The sequence below is a fragment of the Peribacillus sp. NPDC058075 genome, from assembly GCF_042885195.1.
Classification (GTDB): Bacteria; Bacillota; Bacilli; order Bacillales; family DSM-1321; genus Peribacillus.
Genome location: NZ_JBHVSL010000001.1, coordinates 2,537,424 through 2,562,183 on the forward strand (window position 1 = coordinate 2,537,424; position 24,760 = coordinate 2,562,183).

The following is a 24,760-nucleotide window of genomic DNA, read 5'->3' on the forward strand; positions in this document are numbered from 1 at the left end:
CATTTTGTTTTCCTTAATGAACTAACGCACCCGTTAGTTCATTAAGGATTAATTAAAACTTAATGTTCAATAATTCTTTCATTTCAAGAAGAACATCAGAATGTTTTTCTTTTGATAGATACATCATTTTCTGTCCTGCTCCATTTGCTTCTTGCTTCTTTCCGTTCGGTTCTTGAAACATAATCCTTCCATCACTAAAAAAATTCATAGTGTACACTTTGTTATCCATGGTTTCTTTATCGGATAATACAAAAAAGTAATTCCCTTTTTTATTTAATTCTTTACTCTTCTCCAATAACTCCTTATTAGGAGGTTGCACAACTTCCATTTTGTTCACTTTATCTATAAAATCATGTATTTCATTAATATCTGTAATAACCTTTGAAGTTGACTCGGAAGATACCCCTTCCTCATCAACACTTTGCACTAATAAGGTTGTATATTCATCTATATTAGGTATTTCTAAAATTTCACTTTTCGTTTTTGTAGTATCTAAACTACAAGCATTTAAGAATACTATCATTAAAGTGCAAAAAGAAAACATCTTGAAAAATCTCAAATTTCATTCCTCCATTTCTTCCTTCTACATTATATGAAAATTGGAAAATTATCCATAATTATTAAACTAACCTGCCCCGTTAGTTGCATAAAGAAAAAGCTGCCTTTAAAGACAGCTCCGATCTTCAGCTAAAGCACCTGTTAGTTCATTAAGGATTATTGTAGAGTTGACACAAATTGTGATGTTAATTTCTGCATAGTGACAATAAAGTTGTTACACTATCAAGAAAATCATTTAATTTATAATATAGTTGATTAAAAAAGGAGCTTGTTTATTAGGGGGAAGTCTGATATAGTTATTTGATAAATTTTTAAGGAGTTTTAGAGAGGGTGAGTCAATTGACTAAAAACCTTAGACAATTGAAAAACGTTTCAGTGTTCCAAACGCTTCTAATTTAGAAAAAATAATTTAGAAGCGAGGAATAATTATATGAAAAATCAAAGAATCTTTAATAAATCATTTCTTTTTTTATTTATAAGCAACTTTTTAGTTTTTATAGGGTTTGAAATGTTGCTTCCTATTTTACCAGCCTATTTGTTAAGCATGAATGCATCTTCCATTCAAGTAGGTTAGTGACATCATTATTTACGATAGGTGCTGTTCTAATCAGACCTTTTGTAGGGTACTATTTAATAGATAACCAACGGAAAAGTCTAGCCATTTGTGCAAGTGCAGCTTTAATAATTATTACAATGCTGTATACTTTTCTTAATATTATATGGCTTTTTCTATTGTTACGACTTTTCCATGGCGCAGCGTGGGGAGTATCAACCACAGCCAATAGTACAATAGTAGTCGATTTAATTCCTAAGACACGGTTAGGAGAAGGAATGGGGTATTTTTCTATTTCAACAACGGTCGGGGCTATCATTGCTCCGAGTATAGGTATCGTTATCTATGACTCTTTTTCTTTCTTATATTTTAATTTGGTCATCAGTAGTACTCAGCCTATTGGCAGTAATTGCGCTTCAATTTGTATATTCACCTACAACTCTAAAGCGTGAGAAGCAACCATTTCGATATATGAATATGATTTTTGAAAAGGACGTATGGTTCCCAGCGTTACTGACGGTTATCACAACACTTGGTTTTGGAGCGATCATTACATTTTTGGTTCTTTTCGGAAAACAAAAGGGATTAGATCATATTTTTCTATTCTTCCTTGTCAATGCTACTGTTGCAACTTTACTACGTCCGTTTACCGGAAAATGGTATGACAAAAAAGGACCATGGTCTATCATCATTATGTCGGCTGTGTTAGGATTTTTGTCACTTGTTATGCTGTCTTTTACGACAAATGATCTTCATCTTATTATTGCAGCGATTTTATTTGGGGCAGGTTATGGAACTGTTATGCCATGTTTACAAACATGGACGGTTCAAATGGTAAGTGAAGAAAAAAGTGGCGCAGCCAACGCAACCTTTTTTTCCAGTTTTGACGTTGGTGTTGGAGTTAGCGCATTTGTATTAGGTTTTTTAGCTGAATGGATTAGTTTAGAAATGATCTTCCGGGTTATTAGTCTAAGTTTTATTGTTGTTGCTGTTTTAGTCTATAAGGATTTTTTAAATGAAAAGAAAAGGTATAAATCGATCTAAAACAAATCCACCTCTATTAACATAGAGGTGGATTTGTTTGCAAAAAAAGTCGATTATAATATGGCTTTTACGATTGAAGGCTATTCAAAAAACAAACCTTTAGTACATAGTACGAAGACACTGTGCTTGTGGAACTATCCTGCCCCGTTACTTCCATAAAAAAAGCTGTCTTAGAGACAGCTCCGATCTTCAGCTAACGCACCCGTTAGTTTAAGTGTAATATTTCACAAATATTATAAATGAGAAAAATGAATAACTAAAAATACAATAGGAGGAATTATTATTGAAGGTAGAAGATTTAAAGTATTAAATTTCTTAATCCCCAAAATATTTAAACCAGATGCGATTATCAATATACCTCCTACAATCTTCACTTCGTTCAGAAGATCATTATTTATGGAGTTCTGCATTAAAATAGCAATTAAATAAATGGCACCTTGCCAAATAAATAAAACAATTCCTGCAACAGCTATCCCAATACCAAATGTGGATGCTAACACAATCTAGGTAATCCCATCCAACACCCCATTTGCAAGTAGATACGTATAATCTCCCTTTAACGCTGCCTCTACAGGACCTAAAATAGATAACGTTCCAATACAAAATAATAGGATAGCAGTCGCTAACCCCTCAGCTAAATTACCTCTGGAATATTTATTAACTAAAGCATTAAATTTTGATTCTAAATTCAGCCTTTGACCGAGCAATCCCCCTACGGCTAAGCTTACAATAAAAAGTACCTGATATTTGCTGGAAGGTAAATGTTGCACTAGTGCATTTATTCCTAACCCCAACGCAACTAACCCCATAGCCTGCATTAGAATGTTGTGATATTCATCTTTTATCCCCTTTTTAAAGATGCTTCCGATAATGCTTCCGATTACTATCATCATTGTATTAAAGATTGTTCCAAACATAATCATTTCTCCTTTTAATTATTGTTCTATCCAAAAATATAGACCCTCCTGTAACGGGAGGGTCAACACTTTATTGGTATTTGTATTTCTGTCAGATAGTCTTCTTTACTACCGGAGATATAATGATCAATTATTGTTCTTTCAATGGAATCCCCGATAACTTGGAACCCGTTATCTTGAATACAATTGAGTAAGCTTCTATAATGTTCGGGTGAATCGCTGTGATTTCCATTATAATAAATGCAGGCATACATTCCTTCGGGAATAGTTGTCACTAAAGGATTTTGAATATCATCTTCTTCGACTAAAATAAATAACGAGTTATATTCATTGAACTTGTTGTTTAATGTATTATTTATACTTATCGTAAGACCTACTCCCCCAATAAATATAGAAGAACTCATATTAGACAGACTCTCTAATCGTCGTAAGGAAACTTCCATCTCAGGTTCTGAACTGATTATTTCCATTAATCTTACTATCCTTCTCTCTTTCCTCTCCTGTATGAATGGCACTTCCAATTCTTTTATTTCTCGTGCTAATTTAATGTCCTTGATTCGATTTTGGAACCTTCGGTTAATTCGTTCCAGTTCTTTCATTTTTTTTTCGGTTAATCGTTTTTGTTCCTCTAAGAGATACAAAAAACCATCGATATTCCTGTAATCCAGATGTCCCTTGATCTCCTTTAATGAAAAACCTAAATCCTTTAAATAATGAATAGTGTTCAAATGTTCAAATTGTTCCGTTGAATAATATCTATAACCGTTGTTTAGATCCGTATGTATAGGTTTTAATAAATCAATTTCATCATAATATCGAAGGGTTTTTAAGGTCGTATTATGGAGTTTAGCCATTTCTCCAATTGAAAATCTATTCTTCAATTTAATCTTCCTTTAGAAAAATTTTTATTATCACTATAATACACAATTTTACGAAGTTAAACTAACCTGCCCCTTTAGTTCCATAAGAAGTAAACAACTTTATTATTTTTTATATAACTATATTGTAAATTAATCATCTATATTATAACTGCACAAAACCTTGATAAATGAAAAAGGGTGCTACTTAATTAACAGTAGCACCCTTTTTCCTTACCTTTTAGATTCTCTATAACCAGCAGACTTTGCTTCTCCTTCAGTACAAAAAGTCTGTTCTGGATTTGTCTTGTCATAGAATTGTCCACCTGGTACATGATAGATTTTTTCTCCCGAGCTTGATGTATTACCTTTAATATTAAGGCATGCTTTTTCAGTTTTCGCCTGATCTGCTTCCTTTTTATCCAGTTCTGCCTGTTGTACCTTTTCTTGTTCCTCTTGTTCTTTCTTAGCTTGTTCAGCTTTATCCTTTTCTTCTTGTTCCTTTTTAGCTTGTTCAGCTTTTTCTTTTTCTTCTAGTTCTTTCTTAGCTTTATCCTTTTCTTCTTGTTCCTTTTTAGCTTGTTCGGCTTTTTCTTTTTCTTCTTGTTCTTTCTTAGCTTTGTCCTTTTCTTCTTCCTTTACATTGACGACTTTATTATCTACCTTTTTATCGGAATCATCTTCATCGGTACCACCAAATAGTGCAACACAGCCCCCTATGAGTACTATTAAGATGAAACCTAAACAACCGCAACCACCACAGCCCCAATACCACTTTTTCTTTTTCTTTTCTTCGCCTTCTATAGGTATTGCAACCTTTTTCTTATCTTCCTTTTCTTCTGTCATAACTATATATCCCCTTTAAGTAACTAACTTTCCTTTGAATATAGCATAGTATTTTAATAAATAGGTAATCAGTCTGAGATTTCCCAATTTAATTTTGCGAAATTTTTTTTCAAAAAAACGGATATACAACGTAAAGAGGTACTCTGTTAAATAATATTGTTGATAAAAGAATATAAATTGAGGACCTCAAATCAGTCCTTGATTTTGTTCCTATTTAAGCTAATCCGCCCATCAAATGTCACTGTTTTCCAAATCAAGCGAGTAGGCTTCCGATATATAGTGTGTAACTTTTCTAGGGGAGTTGTATTTGTCATTCTTACTAAATATAGTAAGTCCAACCTCGTGTACATCAATAAATGTATCGACCTTTTCAAAATCAAGGTTTTTAAATTCAGTAGGTTTATCCCAGCTTCTTGTTGGAACTAAATTCCCTTCAGAAAGTCCCTGTCCAAAGAAAATAAACACGCTCAATCCATTTAAAACTAAATCAACCGTACAATCACAAATTACTTCTAGTGTGTCAACCGAATCAACTTTGATAATAAAACCGTCAGAAGCAAATTTGTAGGAAGGGATTCTCTTTTCTAAAATAATCCTTTCAATGTGTTCAAAAATCACAGATTCCAGCACAAAGAAAACAGGAAAGCTTAACATATTTTGAATCAACGTAAAAAGAAAGTCAGTTTCTATGTCTCTAATTCCAACATCGATTGATTTAAATATATCTTTGGAAAGGGCAAAATCATTTATTATGCTATCGTGTGAGCTCTGAACGAAATAATCTTTTTTCAAATTCTCCCCTCCTACTTAGGTTATTTTTAAGGCAAGCTATAACTTAAATGTCGATAATCTTAATTTATCATAAGTAACATCGGTGGATAAAAAGCAGCTTAATTAAATCCAGGAATTGAAATCAACTCAAATAATGGTCGAGGTATTTTGTTGCCACACCATTAAAACGGTCCATCCAACCTTTCAGACGGCTGTGATAGTTATTGACATTTTGGATGCCTTTTCAATAATAGATTTATTTAATCCTAATTGTCTTATGCAACTAACCTGCCCCGTTAGTTGCATAAAGAAAAAGCTGCCTTAAAGACAGCTCTGATCTTCAGCTAACGTACCCGTTAGTTCAACAAGAAACTCAACTTGTGTTCCTTTTATGTACTTTAAATTCGCCTTAAATTAAATACATTTTTCATACTTAAATAACAAAAGCTTTTCAGTTAGTTGAACTTCTCCTATTTTTTCATAGCCAAATTTCTCATAAAAATATTGATTTCTTTTGTTTAAATATGGAGTATATAAACGCCATATTTTTATCAATGGAAATTCAGCCTCAATTAATTTCATTATCTTTGTTCCGAGACCTTTATTTTGATATTCGTTTGCTATGAATAATTTGTCTAATAACAGTGTATTTTCTTTTTTGTGGAGATCTATTCCACCGATAATCGTGTTATTTGACCATATTGTGTAATGTATAAAGTGTTCTATATTTTCGATTAATTTCTCAGGTGTCTCATTTACAGGAGTTGTATCGTGGTCTTGGTATAACTTATAGTCTTCTGCAAAAGCCTTTTTCTGAATAGTCAACAACAAATCTACTTCAGTTAAACTTGTTCTTTTGATGGTCATTTCCATCTGTGATGCACACCCTTTATTTGAATTTCTTTGTTATCTACATATTCTATACAAATTGTGAAATATCCTTGTTGAACTATCCTGCCCCGTTAGTTCCATAAGAAAAGCTGCCTTAAAGGCAGCTCCATTCCTCAGCTAACGCACTTGTTAGCTCAATAGTTATTTCTCCCAAAGCTCGATCAGTCGACCTTCAGGATCTTCTATCCAAATAAACTTTCCAAATTCACTAATCTCTTCTTTCTTTGCAAGGGGTACACCAATCTGTTCAAGATGCTTAATAGTCTCATTTAGATTATGTACTTGGAAATTTAACATCACTTGTTGTTCTGTTGGAAAATAACTGTCTTCATCGGTAAAGAAAGAAAAGATGGTCTCATTTCCTGATTGGGGCTTTATCACAGTCCCGTTCCAATTATCTATTTCAAGCTTCAACACTTCACTGTACCATTTTTTCACAACTTCAAGATTTTTAGTTCTCCAAAATATTCCTCCGAAACCTTTGATCATCGTATCTAGCTCCTATTTGTCATCAAAATTTTTATCTATCTGATTATTATATATTCGAGATTTAAATTCAAGTTCCTTTTTTAACTATACTGCCCCGTTAGAGCCATAAGAAAAAGGCTGCCGTAGCAACCCATGTTATTGAACTAAAGCACCCGTTTGTTTAAGTACAATCTTTCACATAGTTAAAGAAAAAAGTCGAATTCCTCGTGGAAAATTGGCTTTTTATATACACTAGTTTCATAATTTATTATACCATTCATCATCGACTGGTTCTAACCATTCAGTTTCATCTGGTGTCATTGCTAAGTGAACAAACCAACTGTCTTTTGTGGCACCATGCCAATGTTTTACATTCGGCGAAATGTTGACCACATCACCCGTTTTAAGTTGTTGAGCTGGTTTACCCTCTTCTTGATACCAACCTTCACCACCAGTAACTAACAAAACTTGTCCAACTTTGTGTGAGTGCCAGTTATTTCGGGCTCCTGGAGTAAAGGTAACATTCCCGATAGATGTATTAAGTGGCGTTGGATCGGTAAACACCATTTGTAAGTAAGCATCGACGATAAAGGGAGGCTGAAAAATGAAAAAAGAGTAGTTAACATAAAACCGTGATGGGAACCAATGTTACAAACAAAACCCTGAATCTGGCCGTTTTCGGTCAAATTCAGGGTTTTTTATCTTGGGAAATAACGCAAAAGTTAACTCTGGAAGGCAAAAGACAGATTTCTATATTTCTCTTGTTTTCTTTGATTTTTAACAGGAATTATTCCTTGACAACGGGGGGGTAAGCTTGCCTACGCCTATGGTATCCCCGGCACTCTTTGGGCAGGGTCTTAGGAAACATGCTGCTGAATTTCTTTGACGCTTCTGGTTAGTGCTTTCACATTCATTTATTTACATTCCTTTCCGTTTCTTTAATACGCTGTAACTTCTTCTTTACAATTAACGAGTAACCTTAATATATAAAGAATATTGCTTGAAAAAGGAAGGAATAGGGTCCCATGAATACATTTATTGAAGGAACGATGAAACGGTCTGTCCTTATTTTAACATGCGTTATTCTCCTCTTGGTGTGGGGCGGCTTATCCGCCTTTCAGATGCAGCGCGATTACTTGCCGCCGATTAACAATACAACATTGATGGTCACCATCCAGGCAGACCAATATCAGGCCGATCAGGTTAAACGCAACATTACTGCAAAAGTGGAAGAGGCGGTCCATTCCGTTGATAATCTGGATAATATGGAAATGAACTCGTTTGATGGAGGGTTGATGGGAAGCTTTTATTTTCCGAGCCACACCAATATGAGAAAGGCAGAAAATGAAGTAAAAGCGGCTGTTGATCAAATTCGCTTCCCGGCGGGTGTGAATAAGCCTTTAATCACACGGGTCAGCACAAATTCATTTCCGGTGATGCGTTTAAGTTTGACAGGCGGTTCAGCAAACATCAATGAAAACAAGCTTCGTTCTTCCATTCAGAAAAAAGTAGCGACTGAGCTAAAACGGGTGCCAGGTGTGCGAGAAGTGAAAGTCACAGGCGGTGGGAATGACGGTTATATACTGACATTAATACCTGGCGCGCTTGAAAAATACGGTATAAAGGAAAAAGAGATCAAAAAGGCTTTTTCCTCAATCCATCCCATTTGGCCTCAAGGATCGATCGAGCAGAACAATGGATCAAACCGGCATGTAACGCTGCCCATTAGAGTGACAGATTGGGCTATGAATAAGAGAGACCTCAGCAACCTTAAGATTCCGGCAAAAGATGGACAAAAAGTTCCTTTAAAAGAAGTGGCAAAAATTAATAAAAGCATGGTGAATTTGAAGTCCGTTACCCGGACGAAAGGAGAACCCAGTGTCCTGCTAGAGGTATTGAAAACCCCTTCTTCAAACATTACGGATGTCACGCAACGCATTAACGAACGGATGGAAATGATTCCTGAAATAAAGTCAAAGATGGTTGATTTCACTGTTTTACTGGATCAAGGAAAAGAGATTGACTCAGCTTTACATGGATTGATTAAAGAAGGATTGTTGGGCATTGGATTTACGGTTTTATGTATCTTTTTCTTTTTCAGGAATATTCGATCCACATTGATCGTTGCCTTGTCATTACCTATCTGTCTACTTACAGCTACAACACTGTTAAAAGCTATGGGTGTCAGTCTGAATCTATTAACCATATCAGGATTGATTGTTGCGATGGGCCGGGTAGTTGATGATTCGATCGTTGTCATCGATAATATGTACCGAAAACAATTGGATAAGGTGGGTGGACCATTACGTCTCACACAACTGGCGAACGGGGTAGTGGAAATGATTCCGGCAATTGTTTCATCAACAGCGACGACGGTAGCTGTTTTCATCCCTATCTCGATCCTCGGGGGAATGATCAGTTCTGCTTTTTCAGGATTTGCATGGGCAGTTGTCATTGCTCTGATCACATCACTTGCAGTCTCGATCCTAGTGGTTCCGGCATTGGCTCATCTGCTATGGAGCAAACGGGACAGCCGCAAGGTACCTGAGATTGAAAGTAGGGCACTTACCATCCTGCACTGGTCTTTTCATAAGAGGAAATGGGTGATGAGTGCCGCTCTTGTTCTTCTAAGTATCACCATTCTCGTTGCTGTTTTCCTGCCCGTTAACTTTTTTCCAAGAGGAAACTCGAAGGATGTGGCAATTCAGATTGAACTTCCAGAGGATTCGCAGCTTTCCGATGTTGACGCAGAGGTGAAAAACGTGGAATCCATCCTGAAAAACAACATAAGGGTGGATACGTATTCGTCAACTCTTGGATCAACGTTCACTCCAATGTTCGATGATGTCTTCGATGAAGGCGGTGGATGGATGCAAAAGCAAAACATAGCCAATATTTCGATTGGAATTAAAACGCAAACTGATCCGGATGTTTTTATAAAGAAGTTGCGTCAGCAATTGACGCTGTTATCAACATCTGCCGTTTATACCGTTTCCAATCAAGCGATAGCGGGGGATGATTCCAGATTAAAGGTTATTTTGACGGGTGCGGATCACCACGAATTAAATAAAGCAGCGATTCTGGTGCGAAGCAAACTCCAGATGATTCCCGGACTGGGTGTGGAGGGAACGGCGAGTGATTCAGATGAATCGATAAAATACCAGCTATCACTGAATCAGGACAAAATCGAGCAGCTGGGCATCAACATTGACGATGTTCTTACCCGGATCCATTACTATCTCCCGCAAGAAGATAAGATGACGTTGTCGGCAGGTGATATGAAATTACCGGTTGCGATTCATTCGAGCGGTATAGGAATCCCGCTACAAACAAACGATCCGGATCCACAAAAAACGATTCTCTCCAAAATAGGACATGAGATGTTTACAGCGAAAGACGGTTCAAAAGTATCTCTTGCGGAGATCACCACCTTGAAAATGGACACGCAGGCGGTGATCAGCGAAAAAGATGGACGCCCGTTTACTACAGTTACCGGAAATATTGTGACAAAAGACATCGGCAAGGTGACGAAGCAGGTAAAAGAAACAATGAACAATCTCGATCTTCCTGCAGGAATGGAATATTCAGTCGGGGGAATCTCAAAACAGATGAAACAAATGATAGCGGAGATGGGGGCTGCACTTTCTCTTTCCGTCCTTCTCGTCCTCATGATCGTCAGTGCGGTTTTTCGCGGATGGCACGCGCCAGTTGCTGTAATGATCTGTGTCCCGCTTGCCCTGATTGGTTCCGTTTGGAGTATGGTCATTTTCAGGCTGGAATGGAACCTTGCTGCGTTAATCGGCATGCTGATGCTCGGAGGAATTGTTGTCACAAACGGAATTGTGCTCGTCGACAAAATTGAACGAAATCTTGCAGAAGGATTGGAAACAAAACAAGCGATTCTGAAAGGAACCGCAACAAGAGTAAGACCGGTGATAATGACAGCGGGAGCAACCATCTTCACTCTTCTCCCATTGGCACTTTCGGGCGGCAGTAATGTACTTATTTCAAAAACACTCGGCGCAGTCGTCATCGGCGGAATGTTGAGTTCGACGCTCATCAGCCTTCTTGTTATCCCTATCATGTATCAATGGCTCCTTTCAAAGGCAAGAAAAACTAAAATCGATCAGCGCAGGAAGCTGCCGGCATAACAAAAGAGCTGTCCCATTTGGGGCAGCTCTTTTTACTAGCATTATTTATGTTGTGAGTTTACCGCCGGGTAGTGTCCTTTAATCTTCTTCCAGTTTTCCTTGTTCAGGCGCTGTCTGTCCACTGAATCAGGCTTGGAGAAATCCATATCTTTCGGATACAGGCTTGTTTTTGAAGCCGAAGCGGCTGAAGCTGTTCCAGCTGTTTTTGTGCCTTTTAACTTGCCATCCGATGTCCAATAATTCGTTTCCTGGAAGGTATACGGAGTAAAATCAGGACGTGATGTAAAGGAATTAAACATCGGAATGGCCGCTGATTCGTATTGGGTCATTGGCTGTAAACCAAGGATCAGTTCCATCGTCCGGAGTACGGCCGGTGTGTCATAGAACGTGCTGTCCACTTTACCAATTTGGGTATAAGGGCTGATCGCCAGGGCGACACTTCGATGGGCATCTACATGATCCACACCGCCCTGGGCATCATCTTCCACCACAAAGATCGTTGTGTTTTTCCAATACTTTGAGTGGCTGACCGTATCAACGAGTTTCCCCAGGGCATGGTCATTCTGAGCAACGATTTCCTGAGGGCCCCATTTAGAACCCCCTGTGTGATCATTCGGTAAATAGACCGTTTCAAAGTTAGGAAGGTTCCCGTTTTTTTCAAATTGCTTAAATTCTTTATTCCATTCTTCATAACGCGTAATATCAGAAATGTCCATATCCCAGCTCGGGTAGTTGGGGTCGTAGTACCCGCCAAAATCGGTCGTATCGGGGTTGTTGGGCAAATACGTTTTCGTTTTCGCATCGTATCGGTAGGCGAACTCCCCATAATTTCGGAAAGATTTTCCCGCTTTCATGGCGACATCCCAAATATATCCTTCCTTGGACCGGGTATAAGGTACTTCATCCAATTGGCTGCCTCCACCGCCGCCGTCAAAATCGTAATCACGGTTTTTGCCGGCGTAATTGGCCAGCCAGTTCTTTTGCACATAATCATTGGCTTTTCCGGCTGTTGTCCAGTTATGACCATCAGCACTTACTTCTGCATCTGCATAAAAATTATCAAGCGTCACAAACTGCTTCGCAAGCTTATGGTGGTTTGGTGTCACAGCCTTGCCATAGATGGCAAGGCTAGGGTCGCCATTTGCGTTCTTAACGTCTCCGAAGACTTGGTCATACGTTTGATTCTCTTTTATTACATAAATGACATGTTTGATAGGAGATTTTCCATGCCCCGGATAGCGGGGAACCGGAAAGGCTGCCCTATGATCCTTATTCAGTTTCCACCAGCTGTTTTTGGAGGCTTGATGAACAATGTTGTTTTTATTTGTCTGTGCAGTATATTTCTTCAATTGGTTCTGGTCAGGAACATCAAGGATGGAAAGCGATCCATTAATCATATTTCCAAGCCATTCTTTTGATTTGTCATTGGGGCCCGCCCCAATTCCCTTCGCGTTGATCACGTACATTTTCTGACTATCCTTGCCAAGATAAACCCCTGTGGGATACCATCCGGTTGGAATTAAGCCCTTTACCCGTAAATCATTCTGTTTTTTTACATCAATTATTGCCACATCATTGTTTCCTGCATTTGCTGCGAGAAGTGTTTCTCCGTCCTTGCTAATGGTTAAGGAATCCGGCTGGCTTCCGGTCGGAGCACCCTTATACGGGGCGAGGGACACCTTATTTGTTACAGTTAACTGCTTTGGATTGATGATGGAGATGTCATCACTGTCTGAATTCGCGGCATAAACCATGCCATTCACGGGATTCACGGCAATCGCATTAGGATGGAGTCCTACAGGGATTGTCTTTTTAACCGAGAGATCCTTCGTATTCAGCGCGGTAATGCTGCTCTCTCCCCAATTGCTCACATAGAGTGTACTACCGTCTTTGCTCAGCTCAGCGGCATAGGGCCTCTTGCCTACAGGGGTAGTGGCAGTAATTTGGTTGTTTTCAAGGTTAACTTTGGATACAGAGTCATTCACGTTATTTGCTACATATAAAAATTTGCCATCGGGGGACACTGAAATTCCCGCTGGATAAAATTCGGATTTTTTTTCATCTTTCATAAGGATTGAATCTTTTTCGGTCAATTTTCCATTAACGAAATCAAACTCACGCACTTTGTTGTTGCCGCCGGCAGATGCGTACATTTTTTTGCCGTCCGGACTGAAGGCTACTCCGAAATACAAAGCTTCTGGCCAATCATAAGGAATCGTCTGTTCGATCGTTTTCGTTGCAGTATTAATCACCTGAATGGACTGCGTCCCCGCACCAGCATTTGAGACGATGAGATGCTTTCCATCAGGAGAAAGTGCACCGCCAATAGGAAAACTCCCCAAATTGACCTGTTTACCTGCCGGTGTCAGCTGCCAACCATTTGGTGTAACTGAAGTCCCATCCCCTTTGGGCCCTGCCAAAAGGGTGTAGGCCGCTGATGCGCTTGACCCGATAAAAAGAGATGCTAACGCCACACCGGCAATTGTCTTCTTATACTTTCTAATCAAATTCATACTATTAGCTCCTAATCTTTGAATTTGCAATCCTATAGAAGCTTAACCTTTCTGTGTGAATTTACTATATTAAAGAAGTGAAAAAATTGTAAAAGTTGATCATTAAATGCAACTATAGGCATTTGCTCTGAAACGATTCATTTCAGGGTTTTTTTATTGAACATAATCCTCTCGCTTTCAGGGTAAGATAACGCAAGATGAAACAATGAATGACGGAGACGGACATGAATGTAAACTATTTTTACACGTTCAAGGAAGTGGCAAAATGGGGCAGCTATACACGGGCCGGCCAGGAGTTGGGGTACGCACAGTCAAGCGTCACCACACAGATTAAGAAGCTGGAAGACCGATAAGTTTAAACTCTTTGAACTTTCAGGCCAATGATTCGCCTTCAAAAACTGCCAAGCGAAGGCTGATGCACCTATGTATCTTACCTTACCAGCCTTCACGAGATCATGTAGTGCTGCCATTGTCTCTTCAATTGGCGTGTTGTAATCCCAGCGATGAATTTGGTACAGATCCACATAATCCGTTCCAAGGCGTTTTAGACTCTTATCAATTTCTCTCATAATATTTTTTCGGGATAATCCTATACTGTTCGGGCCCTTGCTCTTTAAATCTTTACCCAATGGAAAGTAAACCTTTGTTGCAATGACTACTTCATCTCGATTTGCAATCATCAATTACCCACGGATGCATCCAACGTTCCTTTTCTCCAAATCCCATACAACCAAGGCAAAGTTTAAATACATCCAATCCTGTGTTACCAAGTTTGGTATATTCCACTTGCAAATCCTCACTTTCCAAATGTTTTTAATCTTTCATTATTAGTATAAAAATATACGTAATTCTTACAATCGTTAAATGAGTATGATTTGTTTATTAATGAACAAGTCGGTTGAAATTGTTTATTAATCAGGATAATAAAATGGAAACACGAATAGAAGCCTTAACTTTTTTGAAAAAAGAAAAATTTAATTACAATGGAGTCTATTATTTATCCATTATTAAACCAGATTGTGAAAAGTTGCATTTAAACTAAACTGCCCTTTAGTAGAATAACAAAAAAGCTGCTATAGCAGCCCCAACCTTATTTAACTAACGCACCCGTTAGTTCAATAACAATTAAGTTAATAGATATGTCTAAAAGTCTCATATTTCCCATACTTGATAACAGTTTTAAATTCTTCCTCACCATTTTTATCTTTTAATAAAGCGTCCATCTTATCATCTTTAATATTGTAATGTCTCTTATTCAGAAAGCCTACACTTCGGATTGTTGGATGGTTTAAAATTGGTGATAAGTCACCATCTAACACATTAGTATCAACAAATCTAAAGTCAATTAGGTTAGGAAATTGATTTAAAAAATTCAAATTCTCAAGATTACCGCAAGAATTAAGACGTAGAACTCGAAGATTTTTCAGAGATAATAATTCCTCATTTGGTACAAATTTCTTTGATTGTTCAATATGTAAGAATTCTAGCGTATTGGATAATCCAGACATTCCAAAATCATTTTGTAATTTAGTACAATAATGTAATTCTAAACGTTTTAATTTGTTCATTTTTTCTATCCCAAGGAAATTTTGTATATTAGACCAGTTTAATTCAAGATAGAGTAGATTTTCAGGAATACTTTCAAAATTGTCCAGCTTACTCTTTTTATGATGCCATAGAGTTAAATACTCAATGTTTTCAAGCTGCATCTCATTAAATTTATCTTCTTTTAAGTTTAAGTTAGCCTGAAGATTATCTGGTATCTGTTCAAACCAAATTGTATTATTTCTCCAGTTATCCATTTTGAATCACCCCTGTATTCGCCATTATTGCTTTTATCTTATCACTTGGACTTATTGAACTAAACTGCCCCTTTAGTTGAACAAGAAAAATCCTTACTCCTTATTGAAATAAAGCACCTGATAGTTTAAGTACATTGCTTCACAATCTTTGATGCTTCTTTTTGTTTCCTAAACGAATCTGTGTTAACGGTACCGCTCTTCTTTAAATGGATTTGCTGTCATCGAATAGCCAAGCTCTTCCCAAAAACCAGCCTCGTCTACTTTCATAAACTCAATCCCTGAAACCCACTTTGAGCCTTTCCATAGATAAAATACTTCTGGTGGAATAAACCTTAGTGGATAACCATGTTTTGGATCAATATCCTGCCAATCATGATTTTTATCCTTCCAACGGTATACAAACAAAGAATCGTCCCCTAATAAAGGCTCTAGCGGCAGGTTTGCAGAATAACCAAATCTGTCCCCATTGTAGTAACCGTAAATTTTAATGTATTTTACACCTTCATTAATTTCAACAAATTTCAATAACTCTCTAAGTGCAATTCCTTCAAAAGTTGTATCAAATTTAGACCAGGTGGTAACACAATGCATGTTAACGTTTGATATGGTCTTGGGAAGCTCCATGATTTCCTTATAGGATAAGAACTTTTCTTCCTTCACCTCACCAAAAAGTCTGAAATTCCATGTGATTTCATTAAACTCGGGAACATCCCCTGTGTGCAATATTGGCCATTTTTCTGTTTCGAATTGGCCAGGTGGAAGCTGCTTTTTCATCATACACCATCCCTTTTTCATCATAAACGTTAATTAATTCAAAGTGCTTTGTATAGTATGCTTCAAAATAATGAAAGCAACCTGTAGTCAAATCCGTTATTTGGGATATACCTAAAATTTGGAACCAGTATATTCCCATAAATTTCTTATTCGACTATCCTGCTTCGTTAGTGCCATAAGAAAAAGGCTACCGCAGCAACCCCTGTTATTGAACTAAAGCACCCGTTAGTTTAAGTAGATTTCTTCACAAACTTTTTAGTATTTCAGTTAATACAGGAATGCTGCCCCTATAGTTCAACAAGTAAAATTTATTTACGTTTTTTGAACAACTTTATATTTTGCGAAATAAGGGAAGCTAAGCATGACGGTAAAAAATAAAACTAGTATTATCGGAAATTCTACATAAAAAGGAATATTAAAAGGGAGGAGATTACTTGAGTTAAGAATGAATAAGAAAATTGGTACTAACAATGCAACTATGATTCTGGTCATCATAGTAACTTCATGTTTAGTTCCGCATTTCTTGCATATAAGTGGCTGATAACCAAAACCAGCAGTAGTAGTCCTTCCCACTTCTCTCCATGTATATTGATTCCCGCAAATTTCACACTTTTGTATGTTCAAAAAAACACCTCTTTTACAGAGAATCTTAGCATGAACTCTAACCTTATTCTTCAAGAAAAATCCCCCAAAACTTATGCAACTAACCTGCCCCGATAGTTGCATAAAGAAATAAGCTACCTTAAAGACAGCTCCAATCTTCAGCTACGCACCTGTTAGTTGATTAAGGATGGTCTTTACACCATTAGACTATCAAATAAAATTCCAGAAAAAATTAACACCATCCCAATAATGATATGGACTTTTTTTTCATTCACTTTTGAATTTTCTAAAATAGTAAAGATGATTCCAATTAGGCCAATATATACAACACTTCTTATAAAATAAGATGTATTTACAAGAAAAAGGTTAGGAAACTTTTGATAAAGACCAGATGTAACACCCATAACAAACAAAAAAAGAGGAATTCTTAATTTCCAATACATTTCTTCACCCCATTTAATCAAGGAAATTATTCCATTATTTTATCATTAATCAATTCATAAATGAGTTATTAATGAACTAACCTGCCCCGTTAGTGCCATAATAAAAGGCTACCTTAAAGACGCTCCGATCTTCAGCTAACGCACCCGTTAGTTGAAGAACATTCTATTCACTTGTTAATATTAACTTTCGTGTTTTGGCATTATATATTTTATAACCAATTTCAAACATATGATCTTTTGTAACTGTCACCTCACAATGATAAGGGACTGAACTCCCATAAGCATCAAGTGCAGGAATATCATTGAAAGTAAACATTTCACCTGTATCGAGCATTTTAAAGTCAGCTACAGAAGAACGACCTGCTGAATCTATTTCGATAACACATTTCCCGTTGACGACATCATATTCCTTTAGCACAACATATTTTAGGCTTGGGACAGTAATCGCTAAAATTAATACACCCATTAAAAAAATTCCAAAGCTTTTACCTACTTTTAATAATGGATAGACTTTATCACGATACAAAGCAACAAAAGCAAATAGTGCGACTATTACTAACAAAGTTCCAAGTATGAGCATAAAATAATAAGTAAACACTTTTTCACTTCCTATTACAATCGAATGGAATCTCTTATAATTCTTGTTTCAACTATAAATTTTCACTTGCTTTCATATACGTTTCCCGAACCAATGATGTTTCAATTTATTTATTGCCAAATTAACCACAAAAAAAAAGCAAATCCTTATTTAACTAAACTGCCCCGTTAGTTCCATAAGAAAAAAGCTGCCTCAGAGACAGCTCCGATCTTCAGCTAACGCACCCGTTAGTTTAAGTGCAATTTTTCACAAAATGAGCCTGTAGTTCACATACAATATTAAATAATTTTATAATATTCCATGATGAATCCACCTATAAAAATCATGAAGAAAACAATTGAAGTGATTATACTAATTTTTTTAAGTTTCTTTGTTTTAACGATCATTAAATTTATTATAAACAGTAAAGCCATAGTGAGACTTATTATTGTTAATGCAGAAATTAATTTTTCTAAGAGACACATCCTAACCTTTTTCATTTACTCCATTCTTACCACTACAGGGAATCTCTTTATGTATTGTTTTTACTTTTAGTTACAAAATGAATAAAGATAATTATTATTGCTATAGCTGCACCACACACTAAAATTGGGAAGAAACCTGTATTGATGAAATGACTATAAATCCATGTATCATACATTAAACTCCACCTCAGTTTTTGTTTTTATTTAGTGTGAACTAAATTGTGGTGTTCCACTCAAAGTAAAAGTCCATATTTTTTTAAGAGAAAACAACCAGCGACAATAAAGAAAAATACAAATAATACAAAACTTTAGCGAACTGTACGAGTACACAGTTCGAAGAAACTATGCTTGTTGAACTAACCTGCCCCTTTAGTTCCATAAGAAAAAGCGCTGCTGATCAGCACCTGGCATTGAAGTAAAGCACCTGTTGGTTCAACAAGAAAAACATAATCAAGTTCCTCTAATGCCAAAAGAGCCTTGTTATATACGTTCCTTTCTTCTGATTTAGCTGTAATGATTGGATGGAAAATAAGGGGGAAACAATCAATAAGCTCAAAGAAGCGATAATAACGATCTGTTTAAATTTCTCAAATGTATACCCCATATAAATTCCTCTTTCCCTAAACACATGGTATCAAGTGAATTTTACCAGCACCTAGAGAGAAAGTAATCAACTCTCTAAATTTCCTCCACCTAAGAAGACCAAAAGAATGCAGCAGAGCGTTAATTTGGATCTTTGAACAAAATAAAAGAGACCACTTATTGATTAATAAATCACCAAACCTATCTTCTTTGTTTATATATAAACAATGCAAAAAACCCTATAATAATAGGGTAATGAAAGAGTCAGTAAAGATAATTGCTTCAAAATCAGGCTTACCTTTAAATCTGTCACGATTATTTCACCGTCCAATATTGTTCCATTTGGAATATCCAACTGGAGCTATTCAGGGAATTTTGTTGTGACCTCATTGTTTATCAAGACCTAATTATAAAAAAACCTTAATAAAGCCATGTATACTATGTACTCTCCTTTTTTCTTTTAGTGAACTAACGCACCTGTTAGTTTAAGTGCATTTGTTCACAAACATTTTCTAAAACAAGCCGTTTTCCCATAAGGAAACGGCTTGTTTATTGTTATATCTCTAATTTTTCGGTTTGTGTTTTCTCTTTTAGTGAATTAAGTTTCAAAGCAGAAGCTAGTATGATTACCATACTTACTACTCCAATCCATACAAGGGTAGATAAAGGTGAACTCCAAGTTAGCCCCTTTCCAAAGAAGAACAATTCACGCAAACCTTCTATCATAAAACGCATTGGCAACCAAGAATATATCCAATCTCGATAAAATGGGGACATCATTTCTGGAGCCATCGCAAGCAATGGTGCACCAAAGAAAAGCATTAAGATAAAAATAGGCATACCTTTAAGCCCCAATAGTGAAAGTACAGCTAATATCATTAGAAAAAAGCTAAAGGATGTAATTGATAAAAATAAAGCCGTATCCATGAAGCTCGGGATATTTAAACCAACTATACCATCTACTATCCAGGTTAAGCCAAATCCAATTACCAGAGCTACAACCGCCCCCATAAAAATTTGCCCTATCTTTGTGACAAGGTTTTCTTTTCTAGTACGGATCGGCATTTTGCTAATGGAAATAAAGATTATCGCAGCACTTGCCAAACTAGCCATCCATAGTGGCTGGAATAAGGAAACAGGAGCATTTCCATTCGCACTATTCGTGCCGATTTCATTCACATTAGTAACTGTTTTTGTAATAGGAGTTGCTAAGCTTGCAGCTTGTTTTGCTGTTAGGGTTGCTCCTTGTTTTTCAAAACCATCAAGGAGTTGTTTACGGACGTTGTTGTTCATATTGTCAACTATCCCATTCAATACCTGTCCTGCCATTGTTGAAGCTGCTGTATTCATTCCCTGATTGATATATATTTGAACTTCAGGAGAAGAAGGTGCTGGTGTCCTTAATGATGCCTGTTTAGCACTAAAATCTTTCGGAATGACCAACGTTGCATAATATTTTTGGTTATCCATTCCTTTTTGTGCATTTTCTTCTATTTTTACTTTAACCCATTTCACAGCAGGGTCTTCAACTTTTGTTGCTTTTGAATTTTTTTGCATCATTTCAACAATCGTTTGACCCATATTCATTTTTGGCTGATTAGGAATTTCCACTCCTTCATCCTCATTCACGATTGCAATCGGCAGATTTTTCGGTTGTGGATGGACCGATGGAAATAATGTAAGTGAGAAAATAAAAATAACTGCCAATGCAATGATTGGTGAAACTAATAACAGTTTGTTTTTGAACATATATTTATCCCTCCCTGTTTGTTGGTTATAATAATAAACAACCTGTTGTTTATTATATTTTTAATTCTATAATTGAATCATTTTCTGTTCAATAATCAAAAATGTCGGATGTGTTGGTTATGGAACACTTTTTATTAATGTGTTGGATAAAAGTAAGGGAGGAAGTACCTTGCGTGAAAGTAATACGGATTTACGGGTCATTCGGACAAAAGAATCCATCCGGGTTGCCCTAGTAGAATTAATCGATGAAAAAGGTTTCGAGGCCATTACAGTTAAAGACATTACAACCAGAGCGAGGATTAATCGAGGAACATTTTATGCACACTATCAAGACAAATTCGATTTAATAACTAAATGTGAAGACGAAATTATGCTTGAGATGTACAGAATTGCAAAACAGAACATCCCAGGAGTTATTGCCGTACTTGAAACCAATTCACCGACTTTAACACCATTACCCTTTGCAGTTTCAATTTTTGAATATCTAAATGAAAATAGTGGTTTTATGAAAGCGGTGTTAGGTCCAAAAGGAGATTTATCATTTCAAACAAGGCTGAAAGATTTTATTTGGAGAATAATGTTTGGGAATAACCCAGATGCACTTTTTAAGAAGGAGAATTTACTTGTTCCAGGACAATATTTAGCTTCCTATGTTGCATCTGCCCATATAGGAGTAATTCAACAATGGTTGGATAGTGGCAGGAAAGAATCTCCTCAAGAAATGGCACGAATTCTATCGACTATTACAGTTAATGGTCCCTTCTTTGCTGCTGGATTAAAAAAATAAATTAGTAAAAGGGACAGTACCTAAAAAAACAGGTACTGTCCCTTTATTCGTTAAAAATGCTGTGACTAAAGCGAATCTATTTCAACCTGCGGTAATCGTATGCAATGGACCATCTAAAGAAAGCCTTTGACCTCATTCTTTGAAGTCTCTGTATAATAACTGGATAGAAACGCTGCTTTATATTCCTCACCTGGTACTATAAAAGGTTTTGGATTATCCACCACAAACTTTTGGATTCCTTTTTTAATTCTCCTAAGTGTATTGTAGGACAAATCCTTTTTATGATTAAAAATGCTAGGTGCTCCAATATCCCAATCAATAATTTCGGAGGAAGATACCCAAGCCTTACTTTTCCGACCTGTACGTCTAAACTGTTTGGATCACCATGAGTCGGTTGTGGCCATGTTATCAGTTTACCATCGCAACGATCAATCATGAAAAATCTCTTTCGAATTGTAGCGCACCGTAATCACAAGCACGTAGCTCCTTAAATTCAACTTGATAGCCAAGTGATTGAAGCGCGCCTTTATGAATTAAAAACCTTAACAACATGAAATATTAATGGATAATGTGGTTTTAGAATACTATGAGTGATAACATAACACTATCTTAGATAATTTGTTTTGAAATCGAGTGATTTTTGCCTATTCTATAAGCGAAAATCTGTCATATTATGAGGTGGTTTAATGGCACGTGAGAAAAAATTTTCTACACAAGAAATTTTTAAAGCGACCAATTCGCTTTTATTAAAGCAAGGTTACGAGGGATTTTCTTTTAGCCTGTTAGCAGAAGCCTTACATGTTTCTAGAGCGGCAATTTACAAGCATTATATGAATAAAGAAGAACTTATTATTGATTATATGGTAAGTGAAATGGAAAAAATATTAAGTGATCTACAAGAGATCGACAGCACAGCTGATTTCACGTCACAATTAGATCAACTGCTAACGCTAATTTTTGCCTATTCGGATATTCATCAAATTTTAGGAATGGCACACCAAATTCAAGAAAATAGCTCGGATATTTCAATGAAAAAGAATCAGCTGCAAAAGCTGCATTTTGATATGTATTCACAACTGCAGTCATTAATCAATCTAGGAAAAAAGGAAAACCTACTTAGTGAAAAACTTCCTAATGACATGATATTGGGTTTCATCTTCCAAAGTATTGCAATTCCAAACCATAGAGGGATTCCACAAGAGGAATGGTTGCATTACATAAAAGAAGTTGTTGGTCATGGAATTTATAAAATTAAATAAGTGACACTAGTGTAACTTTAATCTATAATCAAAGTTACACTAGTGTTATTTTGTTTGTACAAACATCTTTTTCTCCAGAATGTGATGATTTCATTTTGGATTTTACTTTTAAAAGAATGAGGGTGTTCGAATATGTTTTTAGCTTTAAAGGAGTTAAAGAAAGGAAAACTTCGCTTCACGATGATTGGCCTGATCATCGTTTTAATAGCTTGGCTTGTGTTTATTCTTTCTGGTTTGGGTAATGGACTATCAACGTTAAGTGCAGCATCTATAAAAAATATGGATGCTGATTATGTAGTGTATGAAAAAGGTTCGGGTTCCACATTCAGCAAGTCTTTACTATCAGAGTCACTACTATCTGATATCGAAAAACAATCTAATGTAGAAGTGGTTTCTCCATTCGGTTCTGCGATGGGAGCCATTTTAAATGAAGATGGACCTGGAAATGAAGACAAAACGGATATAGCGATTTTAGGGATTAATCCAGGAACTTTTTTGGAACCTAAAGTGATTGAAGGTAAACAGTTAGATCAAGGTAACCAATTAGGTGTTCTAGCTAATGATGGATTAAAAGATCAAGGCTACAAAATTGGGGATAGCCTGTCTTTAGATGGCTCAATGGAAAAAATAAAAATCATCGGTTTTGTAGAAAACGAAACATATAATCATTTACCTGCTTTGTTTACAACGATGGATAAATGGCGTTTATATAAATTTTCCGCTCCTGGTTCTAATAATGGAATGGAAGATGCAGTCAATGCATTTGTTCTGCAAGGTCCAGATGTAAATCCTGAAACATTAGACAAAGAAATAAATGGTATCGAAACGGTATCCAAAAATAAAGCTATACAAGGAATGCCAGGGTATACAGCTGAAAATGGGACCATTATGATGATGCTTGTATTCTTGATCGTTATATCGGCTTTTGTGATTGCTGTATTCTTCTACGTATTAACGATACAAAAAACAAACCAATTTGGTGTGATGAAAGCCATTGGCGCAAGTAATAGCTTTATTGCAAAAGCCATTGTATCACAAGTATTCTTATTGTCTTTAATCGGCATTTTAGTAGGAATTGCTTTAACCTATGGAACAGCTTTGATTCTTCCGGAAGGCATGCCATTTAATTTAGATGTAAAACTTGTTGTCATTTATGGTGTTCTGCTTTTATTAATTAGTGTGCTTAGTTCGCTCATTTCCGTTCGGAAAATAACAAAAATCGATCCACTTACTGCACTTGGGAGGGTAGAATAATGGCTGGACTTCAATTAGAAAATGTATCAAAAATATATAAAGAAGGAGACAGTCAAGTCATTGCTCTCAATAATGTTTCCATGACTGTCGAACCAGGGCAATTTGTAGCAATTATTGGACCTTCCGGTTCTGGAAAAAGTACCTTTTTATCCATTGCTGGAGCGCTTTTACAATCTTCAAAAGGGAAAGTCATAATTGACGGTGTTAATATTGCCAACCTATCAGAGAAACAACTTTCCCAAGTTCGTTTAAATGAAATAGGCTTTATTTTGCAAACGTCAAACTTAATTCCTTACTTAACAGTTCTTGATCAACTGCTAGTTGTTAAAAAAATGGCTGGAGCTGTACGTGCTGCAGACAAAGCATTTGCAAAAGAGTTACTTATGGAATTAGGCTTAAGTTCTAAGTTGAATAAGTTTCCTAATGAATTATCTGGAGGAGAACGCCAACGTGCTGCCATTGCCCGTGCATTTATGAATAATTCTAAAATCATTCTTGCAGATGAGCCAACAGCTAGCCTTGATTCTAATCGAGCACATGAAGTGGTAAAATTGATTTCAAAAGAAGTAAAGGCACGGAAAAAAGCTGCCATTATGGTAACGCATGATGAGCGTATGCTGGAATACTGTGATCGTGTTTATCTTATAGAAGATGGCGTATTGACCCCTCTTGAAGACCATTCGTTACATGCGGTAAAACAATAAAGGGGAAAGTAATCGTTAGTAAAAAAGACTTTTCCAAAGTAATCCGGCTAAATAGCGTTCGATTGTGTCAAATGAATAAGCTTCATCTAAATTAAATCGTTTAGAGGAAGGATTAAAAGCTGTCTAGGCAGGAACATTGCAAGAAGGAATAGAGCCTCTGTCTTTCCTTCAC

The 24,760-nt window shown here is 36.4% G+C and carries 19 protein-coding genes and 6 pseudogenes; 7 read left to right on the forward strand and 18 right to left on the reverse strand.

The genetic code is table 11. From position 1 onward, the window contains the following. Window positions 1–52: 52 nt before the first annotated feature. The gene (locus ACFVS1_RS12610; RefSeq protein WP_387547833.1) at window positions 53–559 is read right to left on the reverse strand and encodes a hypothetical protein; all 507 of its coding nucleotides are present in this window, start codon (window positions 557–559) and stop codon (window positions 53–55) included. Window positions 560–988: 429 nt separating this feature from the next. Here ACFVS1_RS12610 and ACFVS1_RS12615 point away from each other — a divergent pair. After that, a pseudogene (locus ACFVS1_RS12615) lies at window positions 989–2,155 on the forward strand (MFS transporter). Window positions 2,156–2,388: 233 nt separating this feature from the next. Here the strand turns inward: ACFVS1_RS12615 and ACFVS1_RS12620 are convergent. The 8 genes and pseudogenes from ACFVS1_RS12620 to ACFVS1_RS12655 form a co-directional block, all read right to left on the reverse strand. Next, window positions 2,389–3,072 (reverse strand): annotated as a pseudogene (locus tag ACFVS1_RS12620) (DUF554 domain-containing protein). A 62-nt stretch (window positions 3,073–3,134) separates the two neighbouring features. Beyond that, complete coding sequence (locus tag ACFVS1_RS12625; protein ID WP_387547835.1) at window positions 3,135–3,953, reverse strand: MerR family transcriptional regulator; 819 nt, start codon at window positions 3,951–3,953, stop codon at window positions 3,135–3,137. Window positions 3,954–4,163: 210 nt separating this feature from the next. Then, entirely contained in the window at window positions 4,164–4,775 is a 612-nt protein-coding gene (locus ACFVS1_RS12630) for a sunset domain-containing protein (RefSeq protein ID WP_387547838.1), read from the reverse strand. 231 nt (window positions 4,776–5,006) lie between these two features. Next, window positions 5,007–5,567: a hypothetical protein gene (locus ACFVS1_RS12635; RefSeq protein WP_387547840.1), complete on the reverse strand. Its 561-nt coding sequence runs from the start codon at window positions 5,565–5,567 to the stop codon at window positions 5,007–5,009. 36 nt (window positions 5,568–5,603) lie between these two features. After that, window positions 5,604–5,784 (reverse strand): annotated as a pseudogene (locus ACFVS1_RS12640) (IS1595 family transposase); the annotation flags it as partial. A gap of 176 nt (window positions 5,785–5,960) precedes the next feature. Next, window positions 5,961–6,419, reverse strand: coding sequence for a GNAT family N-acetyltransferase (locus tag ACFVS1_RS12645; protein WP_387547842.1), 459 nt, complete (start codon window positions 6,417–6,419; stop codon window positions 5,961–5,963). Window positions 6,420–6,578: 159 nt separating this feature from the next. After that, on the reverse strand, window positions 6,579–6,926 hold the full coding sequence (locus tag ACFVS1_RS12650) for a VOC family protein (protein ID WP_387547845.1): 348 nt from the start codon (window positions 6,924–6,926) through the stop codon (window positions 6,579–6,581). 237 nt (window positions 6,927–7,163) lie between these two features. Beyond that, window positions 7,164–7,511, reverse strand: a complete 348-nt coding sequence (locus tag ACFVS1_RS12655) for a cupin domain-containing protein (protein ID WP_387549340.1) — start codon at window positions 7,509–7,511, stop codon at window positions 7,164–7,166. Window positions 7,512–7,930: 419 nt separating this feature from the next. Between ACFVS1_RS12655 and ACFVS1_RS12660 the strand changes: the two genes are divergently transcribed. Next, window positions 7,931–11,056: an efflux RND transporter permease subunit gene (locus ACFVS1_RS12660; RefSeq protein ID WP_387547847.1), complete on the forward strand. Its 3,126-nt coding sequence runs from the start codon at window positions 7,931–7,933 to the stop codon at window positions 11,054–11,056. Between the two features lie 41 nt (window positions 11,057–11,097). Here the strand turns inward: ACFVS1_RS12660 and ACFVS1_RS12665 are convergent, their stop codons facing one another. Continuing rightward, on the reverse strand, window positions 11,098–13,569 hold the full coding sequence (locus tag ACFVS1_RS12665; protein WP_387547849.1) for a bifunctional YncE family protein/alkaline phosphatase family protein: 2,472 nt from the start codon (window positions 13,567–13,569) through the stop codon (window positions 11,098–11,100). 224 nt (window positions 13,570–13,793) lie between these two features. Here ACFVS1_RS12665 and ACFVS1_RS12670 point away from each other — a divergent pair. Continuing rightward, window positions 13,794–13,916, forward strand: a pseudogene (locus ACFVS1_RS12670) (helix-turn-helix domain-containing protein); the annotation flags it as partial. 18 nt (window positions 13,917–13,934) lie between these two features. Here ACFVS1_RS12670 and ACFVS1_RS12675 read toward each other — a convergent pair. The 7 genes and pseudogenes from ACFVS1_RS12675 to ACFVS1_RS12705 all read right to left on the reverse strand — a co-directional run. Next, a pseudogene (locus ACFVS1_RS12675) lies at window positions 13,935–14,355 on the reverse strand (aldo/keto reductase); the annotation flags it as partial. A gap of 344 nt (window positions 14,356–14,699) precedes the next feature. Continuing rightward, entirely contained in the window at window positions 14,700–15,371 is a 672-nt protein-coding gene (locus ACFVS1_RS12680; RefSeq protein WP_387547851.1) for a hypothetical protein, read from the reverse strand. A gap of 183 nt (window positions 15,372–15,554) precedes the next feature. Continuing rightward, window positions 15,555–16,145: a molybdopterin-dependent oxidoreductase gene (locus tag ACFVS1_RS12685; protein WP_252270609.1), complete on the reverse strand. Its 591-nt coding sequence runs from the start codon at window positions 16,143–16,145 to the stop codon at window positions 15,555–15,557. Window positions 16,146–16,457: 312 nt separating this feature from the next. Further along, a complete protein-coding gene (locus tag ACFVS1_RS12690) occupies window positions 16,458–16,823 on the reverse strand; it encodes a TIGR04104 family putative zinc finger protein (RefSeq protein ID WP_387547853.1) in 366 nt (121 codons plus the stop codon). Window positions 16,824–16,942: 119 nt separating this feature from the next. Next, complete coding sequence (locus tag ACFVS1_RS12695; protein WP_214751089.1) at window positions 16,943–17,191, reverse strand: hypothetical protein; 249 nt, start codon at window positions 17,189–17,191, stop codon at window positions 16,943–16,945. Window positions 17,192–17,354: 163 nt separating this feature from the next. After that, a complete protein-coding gene (locus ACFVS1_RS12700) occupies window positions 17,355–17,789 on the reverse strand; it encodes a hypothetical protein (RefSeq protein WP_352921177.1) in 435 nt (144 codons plus the stop codon). 1,601 nt (window positions 17,790–19,390) lie between these two features. Continuing rightward, on the reverse strand, window positions 19,391–20,584 hold the full coding sequence (locus tag ACFVS1_RS12705) for a YhgE/Pip domain-containing protein (RefSeq protein ID WP_387547857.1): 1,194 nt from the start codon (window positions 20,582–20,584) through the stop codon (window positions 19,391–19,393). Window positions 20,585–20,753: 169 nt separating this feature from the next. On the opposite strand from ACFVS1_RS12705, the gene ACFVS1_RS12710 reads away from it, so the two are divergent. After that, window positions 20,754–21,371: a TetR/AcrR family transcriptional regulator gene (locus ACFVS1_RS12710; protein ID WP_387547860.1), complete on the forward strand. Its 618-nt coding sequence runs from the start codon at window positions 20,754–20,756 to the stop codon at window positions 21,369–21,371. Window positions 21,372–21,565: 194 nt separating this feature from the next. Here the strand turns inward: ACFVS1_RS12710 and ACFVS1_RS12715 are convergent. Beyond that, window positions 21,566–21,893, reverse strand: a pseudogene (locus tag ACFVS1_RS12715) (DNA cytosine methyltransferase); the annotation flags it as partial. Window positions 21,894–22,057: 164 nt separating this feature from the next. Here ACFVS1_RS12715 and ACFVS1_RS12720 point away from each other — a divergent pair. From ACFVS1_RS12720 to ACFVS1_RS12730, 3 genes are all read left to right on the forward strand, one after another. Continuing rightward, a complete protein-coding gene (locus tag ACFVS1_RS12720; protein WP_387547862.1) occupies window positions 22,058–22,630 on the forward strand; it encodes a TetR/AcrR family transcriptional regulator in 573 nt (190 codons plus the stop codon). A 132-nt stretch (window positions 22,631–22,762) separates the two neighbouring features. After that, a complete protein-coding gene (locus ACFVS1_RS12725) occupies window positions 22,763–23,884 on the forward strand; it encodes an ABC transporter permease (RefSeq protein ID WP_387547864.1) in 1,122 nt (373 codons plus the stop codon). Beyond that, a complete protein-coding gene (locus tag ACFVS1_RS12730) occupies window positions 23,884–24,588 on the forward strand; it encodes an ABC transporter ATP-binding protein (RefSeq protein WP_352921186.1) in 705 nt (234 codons plus the stop codon). Before ACFVS1_RS12725 ends, ACFVS1_RS12730 begins: the two co-directional genes overlap by 1 nt. Window positions 24,589–24,760 lie beyond the last annotated feature (172 nt).

Bases quoted from the DNA above. Each gene is read 5' to 3' on its own strand.
- ACFVS1_RS12685 (WP_252270609.1), bottom strand. From the start codon at position 16,145: ATGAAAAAGCAGCTTCCACCTGGCCAATTCGAAACAGAAAAATGGCCA.
- ACFVS1_RS12630 (WP_387547838.1), bottom strand. From the start codon at position 4,775: ATGACAGAAGAAAAGGAAGATAAGAAAAAGGTTGCAATACCTATAGAA.
- ACFVS1_RS12650 (WP_387547845.1), bottom strand. From the start codon at position 6,926: ATGATCAAAGGTTTCGGAGGAATATTTTGGAGAACTAAAAATCTTGAA.
- ACFVS1_RS12725 (WP_387547864.1), top strand. From the start codon at position 22,763: ATGTTTTTAGCTTTAAAGGAGTTAAAGAAAGGAAAACTTCGCTTCACG.
- ACFVS1_RS12730 (WP_352921186.1), top strand. From the start codon at position 23,884: ATGGCTGGACTTCAATTAGAAAATGTATCAAAAATATATAAAGAAGGA.
- ACFVS1_RS12645 (WP_387547842.1), bottom strand. From the start codon at position 6,419: ATGGAAATGACCATCAAAAGAACAAGTTTAACTGAAGTAGATTTGTTG.
- ACFVS1_RS12660 (WP_387547847.1), top strand. From the start codon at position 7,931: ATGAATACATTTATTGAAGGAACGATGAAACGGTCTGTCCTTATTTTA.
- ACFVS1_RS12680 (WP_387547851.1), bottom strand. From the start codon at position 15,371: ATGGATAACTGGAGAAATAATACAATTTGGTTTGAACAGATACCAGAT.
- ACFVS1_RS12720 (WP_387547862.1), top strand. From the start codon at position 22,058: ATGGCACGTGAGAAAAAATTTTCTACACAAGAAATTTTTAAAGCGACC.
- ACFVS1_RS12665 (WP_387547849.1), bottom strand. From the start codon at position 13,569: ATGAATTTGATTAGAAAGTATAAGAAGACAATTGCCGGTGTGGCGTTA.
- ACFVS1_RS12695 (WP_214751089.1), bottom strand. From the start codon at position 17,191: ATGTATTGGAAATTAAGAATTCCTCTTTTTTTGTTTGTTATGGGTGTT.
- ACFVS1_RS12705 (WP_387547857.1), bottom strand. From the start codon at position 20,584: ATGTTCAAAAACAAACTGTTATTAGTTTCACCAATCATTGCATTGGCA.